Source organism: Rhodoferax sp. ZS1R8, from assembly GCF_056521325.1.
The window spans coordinates 398,650-416,364 of the sequence record NZ_JBWMBA010000003.1; the positions used below are offsets into that span (position 1 = coordinate 398,650).

The window sequence follows — 17,715 nt, forward strand, 5'->3', positions numbered from 1 at the left end:
CCTCTGCCAACCATCTGAGAGCGAGACATGGAACTCACCCCCCGCGAGAAAGACAAACTGCTGCTCTTCACCGCAGCCCTGCTGGCCGAACGGCGCAAGGCGCGTGGGCTCAGGCTCAACTACCCCGAAGCGATGGCCCTGATCAGCGCAGCCGTCATGGAAGGCGCCCGCGACGGCAAGACCGTTGCACAGCTGATGAGCGAAGGCCGCACTGTGCTGACCCGCGCCGATGTCATGGAAGGCATTGCAGAGATGATCCCGGACATCCAGGTCGAAGCCACCTTCCCCGACGGCACCAAGCTGGTCACCGTGCACCAACCCATTGTTTGAACCCCTCGTTTTCTGGAGCACCCATGCACAACCGAATTTCAAACGCTATTGTTTTGCTAGCTGCTTACGCGCTCTCCACGGGGGCTAGCGCCGCATTTGCCCATGAAGGCCACGGCCTGACGGGGGCCCATGGGCATGCCACCGATGCGTGGGGCTTCGTAGTCGTAGGCGCGCTGTCTGCCGCGGCCATATGGTTTGCGCGCAAAGGAAAGTGAGCTGCACATGATTCCCGGTGAAATCCTTTGCGACGACGGGCCCGAGCACGCGCTCAACACCGGCCGGCGGACCACGACGCTGGTCGTGGAGAACGCGGCCGACCGCCCTATTCAAGTGGGCTCGCACTACCACTTTGCCGAGACCAATGGCGCCCTGGGCTTTGACCGTGCGGCGGCACAGGGCATGCGCTTGAACATTGCGTCCGGCTCCGCCGTGCGTTTCGAGCCCGGCCAGCAGCGCACCGTGGAGTTGGTAGATTTTTCTGGCGACCGCATCGTCTATGGGTTCCGCGGTTTAGTGCAAGGGAAACTCTGATATGGCAACGATTGGACGCCGCGCCTACGCGGAAATCTTTGGCCCCACCGTTGGCGACCGGGTGCGGCTGGCGGACACCGGTCTGTTGATTGAGGTTGAAAGAGACTACACGCTGGCCGCTGGTGGTTATGGCGAAGAGGTCAAGTTTGGTGGTGGCAAAACCATACGCGACGGCATGGCACAGTCACAGCGCACCCGCGATGGAACGGGAACCGGCCCCCAGGCCGGGGGCGCCGTCGATTGCGTGATGACCAACGCGCTAATCATCGACCACTGGGGCATCATCAAGGCCGACATCGGTTTGAAAGGCGGACGCATCGTCGCCATCGGCAAGGCCGGCAACCCCGACACCCAACCCGGCGTGGACATCATCATCGGCCCCGGCACTGAGGTCATCAGTTGCGAAGGCAATATCGTTACCGCCGGCGGCATCGATTCGCATATCCACTTCATCTGCCCGCAGCAGATCGAAGAAGCCGCTGCCAGCGGCGTGACCACGATGCTGGGCGGCGGTACCGGCCCGGCCACCGGCACCTTTGCCACCACCTGCACGCCGGGGCCGTGGAATATCGAACGCATGCTGCAGGCTGCCGATGCCTTTCCGATGAACCTGGGTTTTCTGGGCAAAGGCAATGCGTCGCTGCCCGCTGCGCTGCATGAGCAGATCAACGCTGGCGTCATCGGCCTGAAACTGCACGAAGACTGGGGCACAACCCCCGCCGCCATCAGCAACTGCCTGGATGTGGCCGACGCCACCGACACGCAAGTGGCCATCCACTCCGATACGCTGAACGAATCCGGCTTTGTGGAGGACACGATCGCCGCTACCAAGGGACGTGGCCTGTGCGCGTTCCACACCGAGGGCGCGGGCGGCGGCCATGCGCCGGACATCTTGCGTGTCGTGGGCCAAGACAATTTTCTGCCCAGCTCCACCAATCCGACGATGCCGTACACGGTCAACACGCTGGACGAACATGTGGACATGTTGATGGTCTGCCACCACCTGGACGCCGGCATTGCCGAGGATCTGGCGTTTGCAGAGAGCCGCATCCGCAAGGAGACGATTGCTGCAGAAGACATCCTGCACGACCTGGGCGCTATCAGCATGATGAGCAGTGACAGCCAGGCCATGGGCCGCGTCGGCGAGGTCATCATCCGCACCTGGCAGACGGCGCACAAAATGAAGGCGCAGCGCGGCTGGTTAAGCCCGGATGCCGGCCGCTCTGAACCGGTGGAAGCCCTGCAGCGCAACGACAACTTCCGCGCCAAACGCTACATCGCCAAGTACACGATCAACCCGGCGATAGCCCACGGCATCAGCCACGAGGTCGGCAGTATCGAGGTTGGCAAGTGGGCCGATCTGGTGGTGTGGAAGCCCGCCTTCTTCGGCGTGAAACCAGCCTTGATTTTAAAAGGCGGTTTCATATCCATGGCCGCCATGGGTGACCCCAATGCATCGATACCGACTCCACAACCCGTGCACTACCGCCCCATGTTCGGCTCGTTTGGCGGAGCCTTGTCACGGGGTTCGCTGACCTTTGTATCGCAGGCCGGATTGAACGCCGGCATCAAGGAAAACTTTGGCCTGGCCAAGACTTTGAGCGCGGTGAAAAATATCCGCGGCGTGCGCAAGCAGCACATGGTGCACAACAGCTACTTGCCAACCATGGAGATCGATGCGCAAACCTACAGCGTGCGGGCCGATGGGCAATTGCTGACCTGCGAACCGGCGGTCAGTTTGCCGATGGCACAGCGGTATTTTTTGTTTTGATCTCGCCGGGCTGTTAGGCTGAATGGGCTTGGATATGCGTACGAATCCAGTGTGCGAAAACGGACTCTTCCGTGTCTCCTGCCGCAACACCAAGCATGGTGATCACGCAGTCGGCATCGGTTGCCACCAACTCGTAGCCATTCAGAGCCAAGAAAAGCTCCACTGCGACGAACGCAGTGCGCTTGTTGCCGTCAGAGAACGGATGGTTACGGGCAATGCCAAAGCCATAGGCTGCGGCCAAATCGGCGGCGTCGGGAGTGCCATAGTGCGCGAGCTGTTCAGCGCGCGCAATGGCGGACTCCAAGGCGTTCGCGTCACGCAACCCGGCAAGACCTCCATGCTCAGCCAACTGCTCGTCGTGAACGGCGTACAAAACTTCGCTGGCAATCCAAACCCAAGCCTTCTGAGAAGCCATCACTTGGCCAATTCATGCAAGACGGCGCGGCGTTTTTTCATGATGCGGCGCGCTTCCGTCATCTGCGCCTCGAATTCGGGGCTGTACTTGGACAAAGTGAAACTGTTCGCCGCTTCAGTCATGAATAGTGAGTCGCCCTTCTCGACTTTGAGCCGAGCCAACAATTCCTTGGGTACGATGACGCCAACCGAATTACCGATCTGCGTTAGTTTAAGTGCGGACATTGTCTGACCCCTGGAGTTATAACGTTTGTTATATTATCACCAGTCATTCCCCATTTCAAGCGCAGCATGATCCATTCATCCAAGCTAATCCCTCAAGGCCGAGGCCTCGCTCCCGTCCTCCTGAAACGCGCCTCCACAGTCGAACTCGACTGGGACGTCCGACAGAAAAGCCGCTTTGATGCAACCGACTCCGCTGGCCGGCAGATCGGCGTTTTCCTGCCACGCGGCACCGCGGTGCGTGGTGGCGATGTGCTGGTTGCGGAGGATGGTTCGTTGATCAAGGTGATTGCTGCGCCGCAGGCCGTGCTGAAGATCACGCATTGCGCAGAACACGGCTCGCCTTACGACCTGATACGCGCGGCCTACCACCTGGGCAATCGGCATGTACCGATTGAGCTCAAACCCGACCACCTGAAGATTGAGCCCGACCATGTGTTGGCCGACATGCTGCGCGCCATGCACCTGATCGTGAACGCGGTGGACGAAGCGTTTGAGCCGGAGAACGGCGCCTATGCCTCTGGCGGCCACGCGCATACCGGCCATGACCATGGACACAGCCATGCGCACCACGACGACGCGCAGGCAGGCGCACATGGTCATAAACACGACCACGATCACCCCCACGCCGAAGCCAAACCATCGGCCAGCAAAAAGCTCGCGTCCATCCCCATAGCAGCCGCCACCCCCACACCCCACGTGCATGGCCCCGGTTGCGGCCACGACCACAAGCACTGAGGCGCGCGCCACCCCATGCTTGACTCCAGCCTGATGCAGCTGATGTGGCTGGCCTCGCCGGCCTTGCCTATTGGTGGTTTTTCGTATTCCGAATGCCTGGAAGCTGCAGTGGACTCGGACCTTGCGGCCACAGAAGCCGACGCGTCCGCATGGTTGGTTGACCAATTGCACCTGAGCCTGAGACGTTCGGACCTGCCCGCCGTGGCGCAGGCCATCCCCGCCTGGCGCGCAGATGACCACGCGCGCATCGCCACATTGAATGCCTGGGTGCTGCAAACCCGTGAGAGCAGCGAGCTGCGTGCGCAAACCGAGCAGATGGGCAAGAGCCTGCTGGACTGGCTGCGCAATCACACCACGGCCACACCGGCGCAGATTGCGGTGCTGGCGGCACAGCAGCCCACCTACCCGATTGCCTTTGCATTAGCGGCCAGCGCCACGCAAGCCCCGCTGCGCGACTGCCTGCTTGCCTATGCTTTTGGCTGGGCAGAGAACATGACCCAGGCCGCGATCAAATCGGTACCACTGGGCCAGAGCGCGGGGCAACGCACACTGTCCGCGCTTGCGGCCGAGATACCCACGGCCATTGACCACGCCCTGACTGCCACCGATGAAACCCGCCAGGCGTTCGCACCCATGCTGGCATTACTCAGCAGCCAGCACGAGGTGCAGTACTCAAGGCTTTTTCGGTCCTAGCCCTCGCCAGCCGTGCGTAACCAGCTCACTTATTGATAGCAACTTCCATACACGATAGCCCACCATGCCCACACTGCACCACATCGCCAACCGCACCAAGACCTTGCCTCCCCTGCGCGTGGGCATAGGCGGCCCCGTAGGCTCGGGCAAGACCACCTTGCTGGAAATGCTGTGCAAGGCGATGCGTGACCGGTACGACCTGGTGGCTATCACCAACGATATCTACACCAAGGAAGACCAGCGCATCCTGACCGTCAGCGGCGCGCTGCCGGCCGAACGCATCATGGGAGTGGAGACCGGTGGCTGCCCGCACACCGCCATCCGCGAAGACGCGTCCATCAACCTGGAAGCCATTGATCGCATGCTGGTGGAGTTTCCCGATGCCGACATCGTGTTTATTGAGAGTGGTGGCGACAACCTGGCCGCCACCTTCAGCCCCGAGCTGTCCGACCTGACGATCTATGTCATCGACGTGGCGGCGGGTGAAAAGATTCCGCGCAAAGGTGGCCCTGGCATTACCAAGAGCGATATGTTCGTCATCAACAAGACCGACCTGGCACCCCATGTGGGCGCTGACTTGGCGGTGATGGAGTCGGACACCATCCGCATGCGCACTACGGCCAAGGGACTGAAACCTTTTGTGATGACCAACCTGAAGACCCAAGCCGGCTTGATAGAGGTGATTGCCTTTATCGAAACCAAGGGAATGCTGAAGCAGTAGAGTCGTTCGGGTCAGGGCACCGCGGGAAATTGCGTCGCGGGACCCTGTTCTGCAAGGTATGCATAGGCCTGAGCGGCGCTCAGAAACACCTGTCCGGTCAAATCCCGGCCCACCAGCCTGCTGAGCTTGAGCCGGTCCATGACTGGGCCCTTGATCTCACACAGGTGCAGACATCGCTTCTGCTCTCGCATGTGCTTGTTCAACTCGGCCAGCGCCAACAACGCCGTGGTGTCTACCATGTTGACCGACGACAGCACCAGCACCAGGTGCCGGACCTCCGGACGCGCCAATAGCTCGTGCTCAATGCGCTCGATGACGCCATCCATATTGTTGAAGATCAGGTCCGAGTCAATGCGCAGCATCAAGGCCTGCGGCAGTGTCTCTACCGTGTAGCGCTCCACATTGCGAAAGTGCTCGGTGCCCGGCATGCGTCCGACGATGGCGATGTGCGGCCGGCTGCTGCGCCAGATCAGCGACGCAAATGACAGCACGACCCCCATGAGAACGCCCTGTTCCACGCCGAACACCAACACGCCGACCAGCGTGGCCAGCAGCGTGGCCGCGTCGCTGCGGTCGTGGCGCCACGATTCGACCAGTGTGGACACATCCATCATGCCCACAACGGCCACCACAATGGTTGCAGCCATCGCCGGCAGCGGTATCAGCGACAGCCATGCATTGGGCACGCACAGCGCTATGGCGATCAGAACGGCGGATATGAGGCTGGCCAGCGGCGTATTCGCGCCCGCCGCGTAGTTGACGGCCGAGCGTGAAATGCTGCCCGTCACCGCAAAGCCGCCGCTGACGGCGCTGGCCAGGTTGGCGGCACCCAGGCCCAGCAACTCGCGGTTGGTGTCTATGCGTTCATTGCGCTTTTGGGCCAGCGTCTGCGCGGCCGACTGCGCTGCCAGGAAAGCCATGAAACCAATGACCAACGCCGGCAGCAGCAGGCTGCGCCAATGCTCGTGCGACACCGTCAGCCCAATGGTCGGCAGGCCGGCAGGAATCGCGCCCACGGTCTTGACACCGGCGCGATCCAGCCCCAGCAGCACCACGGCCACCGTCGCGCCGACAATCACAAAAATAGGTACCAACTTCGGCAGCATGTCTGCCATCCAGCCGCCTAGCGGCTTGAGCAGCGGCGGCAGCCAGTAGCGACCCAGCACCAGTAGCAACAACGCCACCAGCCCGACAGCCGCGCTGGGCAGGTGGACGGCGGACACCGACCACGGGTGCGTCAGGCCCAGCATGGGCCGCACCTGCTCCATGGCGATAACAATAGCCGCTCCGCTGGTGAAGCCGCTCATGACCGGGCGGCTGAAAAAGCTGGACAAGAAACCCAGGCGCAGCACGCCGCACACAAACAGCACCAGGCCTGCCACTAGCGCGAGCTGCTGCGACAACTGCAGGTATAAGTCACTGCCCAACGGAGCCAGCGCGGCGATGGCCGTGCCCGCCATCAACGAAGTAATGGCCATAGGCCCGACCGACTGCACCATGCTGCTGCCAAAAACGGCATAGGCCAAAGCCGGCAGCAGGCTGGCATACAGCCCCGTCACCGGCGGCAGGCCAGCCACCAGCGCATAGGCCATGCCCTGGGGAATCATCATCAGCGCGACGATGACGCCCGCGCCAATATCGCCTGCCAATAATTCTCTGCGGTAATGTTTGATCCAATGCATAGGTGCCGCGAACTATAGCCACTGGGTCAGCACCGCCTTAAGGGTCGCAACGGCGATAGGCTTGGTCAAAAAGTCATCCATGCCAGCGGCTATACAGCGCTGGCGGTCTTCTTCAAATGCATCGGCAGTCAACGCCAGGATGGGAATGCGCCGCTGCTGGTGTGCGGCCTCCCACGCGCGGATGCGCTCCGTCGCGGTGTAGCCATCCATGACCGGCATCTGCACATCCATTAGTATCAAATCAGGCCGTTGCGCGCCAGTCGCCGGCTGCGTGATGGCGTCCAGCGCTCTTTGCCCATCGCCCACCAGTGCTATCGTCAGGCCCAGGCGGGCTGCAAATGCCTGCATCACCATCGCATTGATGGGGTTGTCTTCCGCCACCAGAATGTGGCCGTGCAGTTGGTCATCTGCTACGGGCGCAGCAGCCTGGAGGGGTACCGCGCGTTGCGAGTCGGTCTTCGGAACGAGCTGCCCGGCTGGTGCATCCAATGTCACACGGAACCAGAAGCGCGTGCCGCGCCCCAACTCGCTGCTGACCCCCACTTCGCCATCCATAGCCTGCGCCAACATGCGTACCAAAGATAGCCCCAGCCCCGTGCCACCGAACTCCCGGGTGACCGACGAGTCGGTCTGCGAAAACGGCCTAAATAACAGTGCAATATCTTCCTGTGCAATACCGATGCCGGTGTCTGTGACAGAGAATTCCAGTTGCGCACGCCCATCTTCTCGGCTGCGCTCCACACAGTCCATGCGCACGCTGCCGCTGGCTGTGAACTTGATCGCGTTGCCCACCAGGTTTGCCAGCATCTGGCCTAAGCGGTATGCATCGCCTTGGTAGCGCTGGTCTGGTGGACCCAACCATTCAAAGGCAAGTTGCAACCCCTTGGCTTGCGCCGCGCCGGAGAATAGGTTACAGGTGTTTTTTAGTAGCTCGGCCACGTGGAGGGGCGTGGCTTCCAGCTGCAGCTTGCCGACCTCTATCTTGGACAGGTCAAGTATGTCGTTCAACAATGCCAGTAGCGTGTGGCCGCTAGTCAGAATGGTTTGGGCATAGCGGGTGCGGTCAGTGTCCGCCAGGTTTGGCGCCAACAATAGTTGCGCCATGCCCAATACTCCGTTCATAGGCGTTCGGATCTCGTGGCTCATCGTCGCCAGAAAGCGGCTCTTCGCAATGTTGGCCGCCTGCGCGCTGTCTCGCGCTCCTCTCAAGCTGCGCTCGCTGGCCGCTAGTTGGACGGCATGCTGGTTGATGGCGCGTGTAGCGCGCCGACCCTCCAGCGCGCGGGCAGCAGCCAGGGCGAGGTTGCTAACGATCTCGCGCTGCGTAGCGTTCAACTGGTTTGGCCGACGGTCGATGACGCACAGCGTGCCCACGCGGCTGCCATCACCCAATACGATTGGGGCGCCTGCGTAAAAGCGAATATCGGGTGTGCCGGTTACTAGCGGGTTGTCGGCGAAGCGTGCGTCCAGTGTGGCGTCGGGTACCTCTAGCAGTTTGTCATCCAAAATCGCGTGGGAGCAAAAGGCAACATCGCGCGGTGTCTCGGATACTCCGGGCAAGCCAACGTTGGCTTTGAACCACTGACGTTCGCTGTCGATCAGGCTGATCAGTGATATGGGCACTCCGCAGACCAGCGATGCCGCCTTGATTAACGCATCAAATTCATCCTCCGGTCCACTGTCCAGCACATCCAGCGCATGGAGGCTTGCCAGTCGTTCGCGTTCGTTTGCCGGCAGTTCTGCACGTTGCATGGTCAAAGCATTTCTTGGCAGTGGGTTGAACTGCAGAAATTCTACTCACTGTGAGCTCTCCATGGTTTTTAGTGCGACTGCTTCTTGCAACACCGTGAGCGCACGCTCGCTGTCAAAGGCATTCACGGCCGCCTGCAGGGCAACGAAGTGGGTCGCAAATGCAAGCTTGAACAGGGCAGCGTGCCGTGCCAGCAGGCGTTCGGCATTGCCATCGTCGTTGCGCAGCATTGCCTCCAATTGCTCGCACAAGTCCTCCAGTTGCCCGGGGTCCGCGGTTTCGGGCGAATGCGCCCCGATAGAGGCCTCAGCTGGCAGGGCTTTGTGGATGGCCGCAATCTGCGCGCCTAGCGCCGACGTCAGGCTGGCCAGCAGGCCGGACCGCACCTCCGCCCCCGCGCGACTCTGCAGCGCCTGCTCCATGGCCTCGGCAGTGCGCGCCACTTCGGCAGCCGCAATATTGCCGGCCAGGCCTTTGAGCGTGTGGGCAAGGCGTGTCGCAGTTTGCAAGTCGTGGCCCGCCAAGGCTTCCGCTATGGCCTGCGGCACCCCGGCCTGCGTATCCGCAAAGCCCCGAAGCATGGCCAGGTAGCGGTGTTGCTTGCCCATCACCCGGCGCAGGCCCGCGACCTGGTCCAGGCCTTCCACAAAGGCCGGAAGCGTCTCCAGTGGCGCGACGGGTGCAGCGACCGTAAATGCGGGTGCTGGTTCAGGTAACACCAAAATATCGTCGGTGTTGCGCGGCGCGATCCAGCGCACCAACACGCTGAAAAGCTCGTCAGGATCTATCGGCTTAGGCACAAAATCCACCATGCCAGCGGCCAGGCATTTCTCTCTGTCAGAAGCCATGGCGTTGGCGGTCATGGCCACAATGGGCACGGCCGTGCCCTGGGGGCTGGCACGTATGCGGCGCGTGGCCTCCAGGCCATCCATACCCGGCATCTGCATGTCCATGATGATGACGTCATAGGCCTGGCCTGCTGCACAGGCTTCCAACGCCATGTCACAGGCAATGCGTCCATCGTCTGCAATGTCCACTGTAAAGCCCGCATCGCGCAGCAGCTCGCTGGCCACCTGCTGGTTCAGCGCATTGTCTTCGGCCAGCAGAATACGGGCACCGCGCACACTGCGCAGGGCCGCAGGCGCCGCGCCCACGCGCGTGTCGGCCGGGACCCCCGCCCGCTGCAGGCTGCGCGCCAGCAGATTCATCAGGGCGTCAAACAGGCGGGACGGCGCCACCGGCTTGCTCAGGGTTGCACCTATTTTCAATTCACTGGCAAGTGCTCCCGACTGCACCAGCTCTTCACTGTGGTGGTGGGTCAGCGCCACCAACTTGGGTATGTGCGCCAGCGGCAAGGCCTGTAGGCGCCGCGCGGTGGTAGCGCCATCCATGCCGGGCATATGCCAGTCCAGCAGCACCACGTCGTAGGCCTGGCCCGCGCCGTCCGCGCGGCTGATCTCTTGCAGCGCAGCCTCGCCCGTGTCGGCAGTGCAGGCTACAAAACTCATCCAACCCAACATTTCAGACAACACTTGGCGCGTGTTCTCCACATCGTCCACCACCAGCACGCGGCGCCCACGCATGTCGTTTTGCAACTCCATCTGGCGGGTGTTGGGGCTGCCCAGCTCCAGGTCGACGGTGAACCAGAACGTGGAGCCTTTGCCGTGCACGCTGCTGACACCCACATCGCCACCCATTTGCTGCGCCAGTACCTTGGTGATGGAAAGCCCCAAGCCCGTGCCACCGTACCGGCGCGTGGTGGACACATCGGCCTGCTGGAAGCTGTGGAACAGGTTGCCGATCTGCTCTTGCGTCAAGCCGATACCCGTGTCACGCACCTCAAAGCGCAAGACCACGCGCTGGTCGGCCGGCTGCTCCTGCAGGCGAACCACGATGTCGATCTCGCCAGCATCGGTGAACTTCAGCGCATTGCTGGCGTAGTTGATCAGCATCTGGCTCAGGCGCAGTGCGTCGCCTTTGAGCGCGTCCGGCACATCGTGCGCCACGTCAAACAGCAACTCCAGCCCCTTGCTTTCGGCCTTGTCACCCAGCAGGTCGGCTACCTTGATCAGTAGCCGCTCCAGGCTGAACTCGCCAATCTCCAGTTCCAGCTTGCCGGCCTCTACTTTGGACAGTTCCAGTATGTCGTTAATGATGGCCAGCAGGTGCTGGCTGGACTGCTGGGCCTTGTGCAAGTAGTCACGCTGACGCGGCGTCAGCTCGGTCTTGAGCGCCAGGTGGCACATGCCGATGATGGCGTTCATCGGCGTGCGGATCTCGTGGCTCATGTTTGCCAGAAAGGCCGACTTGGTGGCTGTGGCGGCCTCGGCCTTTTGCCGCGCCTGCGCCGTGTCGCGCAGCGCGGTGTGCAGCTCCACGTTTTTGGTCTCCACCTCGCCCAGTGCGCGGTTTTTTTCAGAATCAAAAATGCGGGTGTGTATCAGCAGCGTAAACACCAAACCGATCTGGCAGGCGGCAAAGAAGAAGCCCGAATAGTGCTTATTGAAGTGCATGGGCAATTCGACACCCAGCATGCCGGCCACGCCAAACGCCAGCACGCACGCCGCATTGACGAACAGCCACCACAGCGTGTTGCGGTTAAACCCCAGCATCAGCGTGGCGGTGACCGGCCCGAAGGCAAACCACGGTATCACCGGCGAATACAAACCGCCCGAAAAATAGGTACAGCCCGCCACGGCTACCAGCGTATTGGTGCTGAGGTAGACATTGGCCGCCACCGTGTAGTTGCCGCCCCGGGCGATATACACCAGATTGGCCAGCAGCAGCAGGCCATTGAGCGTCATGGTGTAGATGCCGGGCGTAAAGTCTATGGCCCAACTGACGAACACATAAAAGGCCGAGAAAAACACTACCGCCCAGTTGAACTGGACCAACAGTGCTACCTTCTTGTCCGCCGCCAGCAGGCGCTCGGCCTGCGGGTCCGGCCTGGGCGTGCTACGCCGCTCGGGAACGCTGGGTTGAGCAGCAACTGTCATGTGGGTGAACTCCCTTGCGGATTGGCATTGCTTCTGTTTTAGGTCTATTGGTCTTCTGGCGAGTGCGACTGCCTCCCCTTGTGCAACGCTGGGTGCCATCATCGCCAAATTTTGGGGATTGGGCAATGCGTTTCGCGGGTTAGCCAGAGTGGGCGGTATCGCCCCACACAGAGGTTAGAATAGGCGCCTCTGGAAGCTTGGCCGAGCGGTTTAAGGCACCGGTCTTGAAAACCGGCGAGGATGTGAGTCCTCCGTGAGTTCGAATCTCACAGCTTCCGCCACGGAGCCTTGTCCCTCAAGGGATCCCGGGCCGTTGGTACCTCTACCCGCCTTTCTACCCCCCGTTTTTGCATGTCCTGTTGCGCTAATGGCTTGCGCCATACGGAACACAGCGCATGGGGTTCACAGCCTAGACGTACCTAACCGCACAGTTGTCAGCGCACCCTGCGCGTAAAGTCGGTTAAATGACACATCCCTTTACACGACTCATCGCACTGCTCACCAGCATATCCACCCTCCTGCTGGCCGGTTGCTCCGCTACCAGCGCGCTAAACGCGGTTACGACCAGCAGCAGCTACACGCTGAGCGCCGACATCGCTTACGGCACGCAGCCGCGCCAAAGGCTGGACATCTACACGCCGACCGCCGCCCCACCAGCCACCGGTTGGCCGGTCGTAGTATTTTTCTATGGTGGTTCCTGGAACACAGGGGCCCGCACACAATACAAATTCGTAGGCGAAGCCATGGCGGCACGCGGTATCGTGACGCTGGTGGCGGACTACCGGCTCTACCCTGAAGTGCGTTACCCAGATTTCCTGAGCGACAGCGCGCAGGCTTTGGCCTACGGCTTAGACCATGCCGCGCAAATGGGGGGCGATCCGAAACGGGTGTTTGTAATGGGTCATAGCGCGGGCGGCTACAACGCAGCGATGCTGGCGCTTGACGCACGCTGGCTCAAGGCCACCGGTCACTCACCAAATGAGTTGGCCGGCTGGATCGGTCTGGCGGGCCCTTACGACTTTTATCCGATCGAAAACCCGGATGCCAAGCCGGTGTTCTTCCATCCAAACTATCCAGAGAACTCCCTGCCCATAGGGTTCGCCTCGCCCGCCGCGCCCCGCAGCTTTCTTGCTGCCGCGTCAGAAGACAAAGTCGTCAACCCCAAGCGCAACACCGTACAACTCGCTGACAAGCTCCAAACCGCTGGAGTACCTGTCACGCTGAAGCTTTATCCCAAAGCCAGCCACGTGACACTGATAGGCGCTTTTGCATGGCCGCTACGCTCCATCGCGCCGATTTTGGACGACGTGCAGGCATTTATAGAAGCTTCACCCTTGCCCCGCTGAATGGGGTCGCAAACCGTCGACGCAGGCGCCCCTACCTGCTAAAGATCGCATCAAACCCATCTAGCTGCGCGCTGTTTTGTTCCAGCTCGTCCTTGAACTGCAAGTCGTGCATGGCTTGAATGGCCTGGATGATCTGGCCCGGCCCCACCGCCAGGATGCTGCGGTAAACGACCCCGGCTTCGTTGCGAATGCCGATTTGCATGGTCTTGCCGCCCAGACTGATGTCTGGGGCCATCCGCAATCTATCGGTGATCTGTTGGTCGTCCAGTCGGACTGTGGTGCCGTGTAGGTATCTTGTTCGCAATAGTTGCATCCGTTGTTGTAGTGCATCCATTCTGGACACCCGGTTCGGGGGTGTCGGTGCGATGCGACACACGCTGCGCGTGCCACATCGGCAGCGCAGGCACGCCATCTAAAAACACAACAGCGAATCGGCCCGTAGCCCTCGTGGATCGTGCGTAAGCAGCTCCTGTTTTGATAGCAATTTTTGCATCCCAAAATTGTTACCCAAGGCTGCGCTGGCTTTCTATACTTGGCGCATCAAGACACAACCACAGGCCCGCTACGGCACAGGGCCGCGAAAGGACTTTTGGTATGGCCCATCCTCCCCCCAGGACCACCACCTTGCATCGCATGGGACTCTTGCTGCTGGCCATCACACCCATGGCGTCTTGGGCTCAGGTGGAGCAATCCTTGCTGGATAAGGCCGAGAGCCTGCTGAAAGCCAACGAATACGAAGCCGCCTACGCGCTGCTGGAGCCGTGGGAGGTGGCCGGCGCTGGCGACCAGGTTTACGACTACCTGCTGGGCACGGCCGCACTGGAGAGCAATCGACCCAGCAAGGCCAGTTTTGTCTACGAGCGCATCCTGGCGGTGGCGCCCGCCTACATCGGCATACGGGCTGACATGGGGCGGGCCTACCTGGCACTGGGCGACTACGGCCGCGCGCGGATCGAGTTTGAATCGGTGCTGGCGGTGCCAAACCTTCCGCCAGACCTGCGCAGTTCGGTGGAGCGCTACGCCAAGCTGGCCGAGGCCCGCGCGCAGAACAAGCGCACCGTCGTGTCCGGCTACGCTGACGTGGGCGTGGGGGCCGACACCAACATCGGCAGCGCCACGGCGCTGGGGTCGGTCAATCTGCCGTCTACCGGCCTGTACTCACCCGCGCCACCCACGGGTCAGAAGACCCAGGACAACTACGGCACAGTGGGTCTGGGTGGCGACATTTCGCACCAGTTGAATGAGCAATGGGGCCTGTATGGCGGTGCCGACTACCGGGGCCGCGGCTATCAGCAGTTTGGTGATTCGGACTACGCCACGTTGGACGGCCGCTTTGGCTTGAACTACACCGGCGGTAACTGGCTGGTGCGCGGCGGGCTGACAGCGGGCCAATATGTGCTGAACCGCTCGCGCCTGCGCGACACACTGGGCGCCACGCTGGACTGGCGCATGGCGCTGGGCAGCAGCCAGATCTCGTTGGGCGGCTCATTTGGCGATGCCAAATACCAATTGCCCATCTACAGTAGCCAGGACACGCAAACCACCACCCTGTCGGCCGGCTGGCTGACATCGCTGGAGGGGAGCAGCACGGTGTTCAGCCTGACTGGCGCTTACGGCATTGAGCGCGCGGTGGGCGGGCGCGACGACGGTGACCGCCGTTTCTATGGCCCGCGGCTCACGGTGCAAAAAAACTTTGCCGAGAAGCTTGGCGGCTATGCGTCGGTAGGCGCAACATTCTCCAAATATTCGGGCAACAACGGCTTGTACCTGATCAGCCGCGACGAGTCGCTGTACGACATTTCGCTGGGCATGAGCGTATCGGTGGGCAAGGGCCTTTCTGTGCGTCCTCAGTTCAGCGCCATGCGCAACACCAGCAATGCCGAGCTGTATTCGTATGACAAGAATGATTTCTCGGTAAACATTCGTCTGGATTACTGATTAACACCCCATCTGCCGATATGTATCACTCCACATCTCCCGCTTCCATCTATGCCAGCTTGCTGCTGGTTGCCAGCCTGTGTTGGGTCAACCCGGTATGGGCCCAGGTGCCGCTACTGCAACAGCCTAAAGCTGCCATCGTGATGGCCGTCACCGGCCAGGCCGAAGCCATAGACGCACAAGGCCGTGCGCGCATGCTGGAAAAAGGTGCGCCGCTGTTGGTGGGCGACAAGGTAGTCACCGGTGATGCATCGCTGGTACAAATGCGTATGAACGACGGCGGCTACATGTCGATGCGCCCCAATACCGAGATGGTGATAGACCAATATGTGTTTGATGAGAAAGAGTCCTTCAACTCCCGGTTTCTACTGTCGCTGGTGCGTGGTGGCTTTCGTTCTATCACTGGGCTGATTGGGCGCAGCAACCCCGGTGGCTACCAGATCCGTGCAGGTACAGCCACGATCGGAATCCGAGGAACCGACCACGAGCCGGTGCTGGTGCTAGACACGCCCGATGCACAGGCAAGAGCCTTGAGCCCTCCCGGCCTGTACGACAAGGTGAATGACGGCGAAACTTTTATCACCACCCGGGGTGGTGTGCTACCGCTCAAGCGCGGAGACATAGGCTTTGTGCCACTTAACACCCACCTGCCGCCGCAAGTCTTGCTGAAGATACCGGAGTTTTACAAGATGGACGTCAAGACCGATGCGCGCGACCCCAAAGACAGCCCCGAAGGCGGCAGGGCCGGTGGCGGCAACGCGGGCGGCCTGTTGCGGCCTTCGATCAGCGCGCGGCGCGAGGCCCTGTCAACCACCGGCAGCCCCACCCCAAGCGGCACTGGGGGAAGCACCGCGGAAGGCCCGACCCCGATGCCCACCGCACCATCACAGCAGAGTGCCCCGGTGGGTGCCACCGGCACAGGTAACCCCACATTGACGCCGGAGCAGAGACGGCAGTTGGGGCAAATCATCAACAACAACACGACACCCCCGACAAAACCCGACTCGGCGACGCCCCCCTTGACGGCCCCAAGCCCACGCCGGTAAGCGCAACCACCGCAACCGTATCGCACAACGGCAGCCAACATAGGGCAATCGCCCCTGGAGACACACGATGATGAAGAAGACCAAGCTACTACGGATCACCAGCTGCGCCCTTGCAGCGTGGGGGTTTGCCCAGGCTGCGTCTGCCGACGTGGCAGGCACTGTGTTGTTCGCACAGGCGGGCACGCAGATCGTGGGCGAGTCTGGTGCGGCCCGCCCTGCCAAGAAAGGCGATGTGCTCCAGACCGGGGACCGCCTGGTGACGCCCGCGGGATCGATATCGCAGGTAGCGCTGCCCGACGGCAGCCTGGTCGGCATGCGGCCCGAATCCGAACTGAAGATCACTGCGGCGGTGGCTGGGTCGGACAGCAAGGCACCTGTCGTCGGACTGATCAGTGGCACGGCGCGTGTCATTGGTGCGGAGCTGATGGACAGCAAGAAAATATCGAACTTCACGCTGCAGTCGGGCGCGGCCACCGTCAACCTCAAAGCCGCAGATCTGGAGTCCACCGTGGTCAAAGCCGATACCAGGCTGGCCGCGGGTGCCGTAACGCCAGGCAGCTACCAGCGTTTGCTGGTAGGTAGCGCCAGTGTCGCCAATAACAGCCAGGTAGCCACGCTGGCACCCCGCCAGGTTAGCTTTGTCGGCGGCGCCAATACCGGCCCCGTGACGTTGGCAGGCTCTGGACCCATGGCCTCACCCGCCGCGCGGCCGCCAGTCGCGCCCGTGGCACCGGTGACGCCGGTGAACGCGGTCAAACTGCCGACGATCACACCACCTGTCGTCAGGCCCTGCACCCGCCTGATTGGCAAGACCTGCGCCCAATAATTAGGCCCCCACGCTCCGCCGCTGTGCGGGTCGCTAAATCCACAGATCCAGCGGCGGGTCGGCCACCACGGCGCGCAGGATGTCGGAACGCGACACAAAGCCGATGACGCGGCCCTCATCGTCTGCCACTGGCAGGCCGGGCAAGCCCGAATCCAACAACACACGGGCAACGCGGCGTATGTCCGCCTCGGCCGACACGCTGGGCACTGGCGTCCACATCACATCGGTCACGTTCTGGGCCAACATCTCGGCCCAGGCTTCGGCATGGCTGTCGGGCGCTGGAAGGTGCTCGGGGCGCAACAGGTCGGCGCGGGTAAAGAGGCCAATCAGCATGTCCCGGGCATCGACAACAGGCGCTTGGCCCAGCTTGCCCTGCGCCAGCACCTGCCAAGCCTGCGCGACAGTAGACGTGTCCGGTATCGTGACGACAGCGCTGCTCATGACCGCATCGACACGGGTCAGCGGGTGGCGCGGCAAGCCAGGGTTGCTGGTCTGCGCGTACGCGGCCAACGCGGTGCGGTGGGCTACATCGACCGGAGCTGGCGGATGAGACACCAGATCGGCAAAGTGACTGGGATTCTGATCCTGCGGATCCGAACCCACGGGCGCCACCACGCTGGTGCGCGTGGCGCGGGTTATGGGTCCGACCTGGCGCAGCTCTTCGAGCGAGCCTCTGAAGGTGCGACCTGCCTTGCCGTAGACCGAGAACAT

Annotated in this window: 18 protein-coding genes and 1 tRNA gene; 12 read left to right on the top strand and 7 right to left on the bottom strand. The window is 61.8% G+C overall.

From position 1 onward, the window contains the following. The first annotated feature begins 27 nt into the window (after positions 1–27). The 4 genes from AC097P_RS12760 to ureC are packed head-to-tail and all read left to right on the top strand — an operon-like array spanning position 28 to position 2,632. A complete protein-coding gene (locus AC097P_RS12760) occupies positions 28–330 on the top strand; it encodes an urease subunit gamma (protein ID WP_479610793.1) in 303 nt (100 codons plus the stop codon). A gap of 23 nt (positions 331–353) precedes the next feature. Then, positions 354–545, top strand: coding sequence for a hypothetical protein (locus tag AC097P_RS12765; protein WP_479610794.1), 192 nt, complete (start codon positions 354–356; stop codon positions 543–545). Positions 546–552: 7 nt separating this feature from the next. After that, the gene (locus tag AC097P_RS12770) at positions 553–861 is read left to right on the top strand and encodes an urease subunit beta (protein WP_479610795.1); all 309 of its coding nucleotides are present in this window, start codon (positions 553–555) and stop codon (positions 859–861) included. Position 862: 1 nt separating this feature from the next. Further along, positions 863–2,632, top strand: a complete 1,770-nt coding sequence (ureC, locus tag AC097P_RS12775; protein WP_479610796.1) for an urease subunit alpha — start codon at positions 863–865, stop codon at positions 2,630–2,632. Between the two features lie 13 nt (positions 2,633–2,645). Here ureC and AC097P_RS12780 read toward each other — a convergent pair whose 3' ends face one another. Together AC097P_RS12780 and AC097P_RS12785 are read right to left on the bottom strand one after the other, a co-directional pair. Beyond that, positions 2,646–3,047, bottom strand: a complete 402-nt coding sequence (locus AC097P_RS12780) for a type II toxin-antitoxin system death-on-curing family toxin (protein ID WP_479610797.1) — start codon at positions 3,045–3,047, stop codon at positions 2,646–2,648. After that, positions 3,047–3,271 (bottom strand): AbrB/MazE/SpoVT family DNA-binding domain-containing protein, encoded by a 225-nt coding sequence (locus tag AC097P_RS12785; protein ID WP_479610798.1) that lies wholly within the window; start codon positions 3,269–3,271, stop codon positions 3,047–3,049. The genes AC097P_RS12780 and AC097P_RS12785 overlap by 1 nt, the downstream gene beginning before the upstream one ends. A 66-nt stretch (positions 3,272–3,337) precedes the next feature. Here AC097P_RS12785 and ureE point away from each other — a divergent pair, with 66 nt between their 5' ends. The 3 genes from ureE (at position 3,338) to ureG (ending at position 5,420) form a co-directional block, all read left to right on the top strand. Further along, on the top strand, positions 3,338–4,006 hold the full coding sequence (ureE, locus tag AC097P_RS12790; RefSeq protein ID WP_479610799.1) for an urease accessory protein UreE: 669 nt from the start codon (positions 3,338–3,340) through the stop codon (positions 4,004–4,006). A 15-nt stretch (positions 4,007–4,021) separates the two neighbouring features. After that, positions 4,022–4,699 (top strand): urease accessory protein UreF, encoded by a 678-nt coding sequence (locus AC097P_RS12795; protein ID WP_479610800.1) that lies wholly within the window; start codon positions 4,022–4,024, stop codon positions 4,697–4,699. 64 nt (positions 4,700–4,763) lie between these two features. Next, positions 4,764–5,420 carry an urease accessory protein UreG gene (gene ureG, locus AC097P_RS12800; RefSeq protein ID WP_479610801.1) on the top strand — a complete coding sequence of 219 codons (657 nt, stop codon included), beginning with the start codon at positions 4,764–4,766 and terminating at the stop codon, positions 5,418–5,420. A gap of 11 nt (positions 5,421–5,431) precedes the next feature. Here ureG and AC097P_RS12805 read toward each other — a convergent pair whose 3' ends face one another. Genes AC097P_RS12805 through AC097P_RS12815 form a run of 3 tightly spaced genes read right to left on the bottom strand, consistent with a single transcriptional unit; the run spans position 5,432 to position 11,848 of the window. After that, on the bottom strand, positions 5,432–7,102 hold the full coding sequence (locus tag AC097P_RS12805; RefSeq protein ID WP_479610802.1) for a SulP family inorganic anion transporter: 1,671 nt from the start codon (positions 7,100–7,102) through the stop codon (positions 5,432–5,434). A 12-nt stretch (positions 7,103–7,114) separates the two neighbouring features. Continuing rightward, the gene (locus AC097P_RS12810; RefSeq protein WP_479610803.1) at positions 7,115–8,854 is read right to left on the bottom strand and encodes a GAF domain-containing hybrid sensor histidine kinase/response regulator; all 1,740 of its coding nucleotides are present in this window, start codon (positions 8,852–8,854) and stop codon (positions 7,115–7,117) included. A 45-nt stretch (positions 8,855–8,899) separates the two neighbouring features. After that, positions 8,900–11,848: a hybrid sensor histidine kinase/response regulator gene (locus AC097P_RS12815; protein ID WP_479610804.1), complete on the bottom strand. Its 2,949-nt coding sequence runs from the start codon at positions 11,846–11,848 to the stop codon at positions 8,900–8,902. A 191-nt stretch (positions 11,849–12,039) separates the two neighbouring features. Here AC097P_RS12815 and AC097P_RS12820 point away from each other — a divergent pair. Next, positions 12,040–12,129 (top strand) — tRNA-Ser (locus AC097P_RS12820). Between the two features lie 183 nt (positions 12,130–12,312). Beyond that, complete coding sequence (locus tag AC097P_RS12825; RefSeq protein WP_479610805.1) at positions 12,313–13,194, top strand: alpha/beta hydrolase; 882 nt, start codon at positions 12,313–12,315, stop codon at positions 13,192–13,194. Positions 13,195–13,225: 31 nt separating this feature from the next. Here the strand turns inward: AC097P_RS12825 and AC097P_RS12830 are convergent, their stop codons facing one another. Beyond that, positions 13,226–13,429 (bottom strand): hypothetical protein, encoded by a 204-nt coding sequence (locus AC097P_RS12830; RefSeq protein ID WP_479610806.1) that lies wholly within the window; start codon positions 13,427–13,429, stop codon positions 13,226–13,228. A gap of 359 nt (positions 13,430–13,788) precedes the next feature. Here AC097P_RS12830 and AC097P_RS12835 point away from each other — a divergent pair, with 359 nt between their 5' ends. The 3 genes from AC097P_RS12835 to AC097P_RS12845 all read left to right on the top strand — a co-directional run bounded on the left by AC097P_RS12835 (position 13,789) and on the right by AC097P_RS12845 (position 17,004). After that, positions 13,789–15,132, top strand: a complete 1,344-nt coding sequence (locus AC097P_RS12835) for a tetratricopeptide repeat protein (protein WP_479610807.1) — start codon at positions 13,789–13,791, stop codon at positions 15,130–15,132. A gap of 20 nt (positions 15,133–15,152) precedes the next feature. Next, entirely contained in the window at positions 15,153–16,178 is a 1,026-nt protein-coding gene (locus tag AC097P_RS12840; RefSeq protein ID WP_479610808.1) for a FecR family protein, read from the top strand. Positions 16,179–16,245: 67 nt separating this feature from the next. Continuing rightward, positions 16,246–17,004 carry a FecR domain-containing protein gene (locus tag AC097P_RS12845; RefSeq protein ID WP_479610809.1) on the top strand — a complete coding sequence of 253 codons (759 nt, stop codon included), beginning with the start codon at positions 16,246–16,248 and terminating at the stop codon, positions 17,002–17,004. Between the two features lie 33 nt (positions 17,005–17,037). Here AC097P_RS12845 and AC097P_RS12850 read toward each other — a convergent pair whose 3' ends face one another. Then, a complete protein-coding gene (locus AC097P_RS12850; protein WP_479610810.1) occupies positions 17,038–17,715 on the bottom strand; it encodes a CBS domain-containing protein in 678 nt (225 codons plus the stop codon).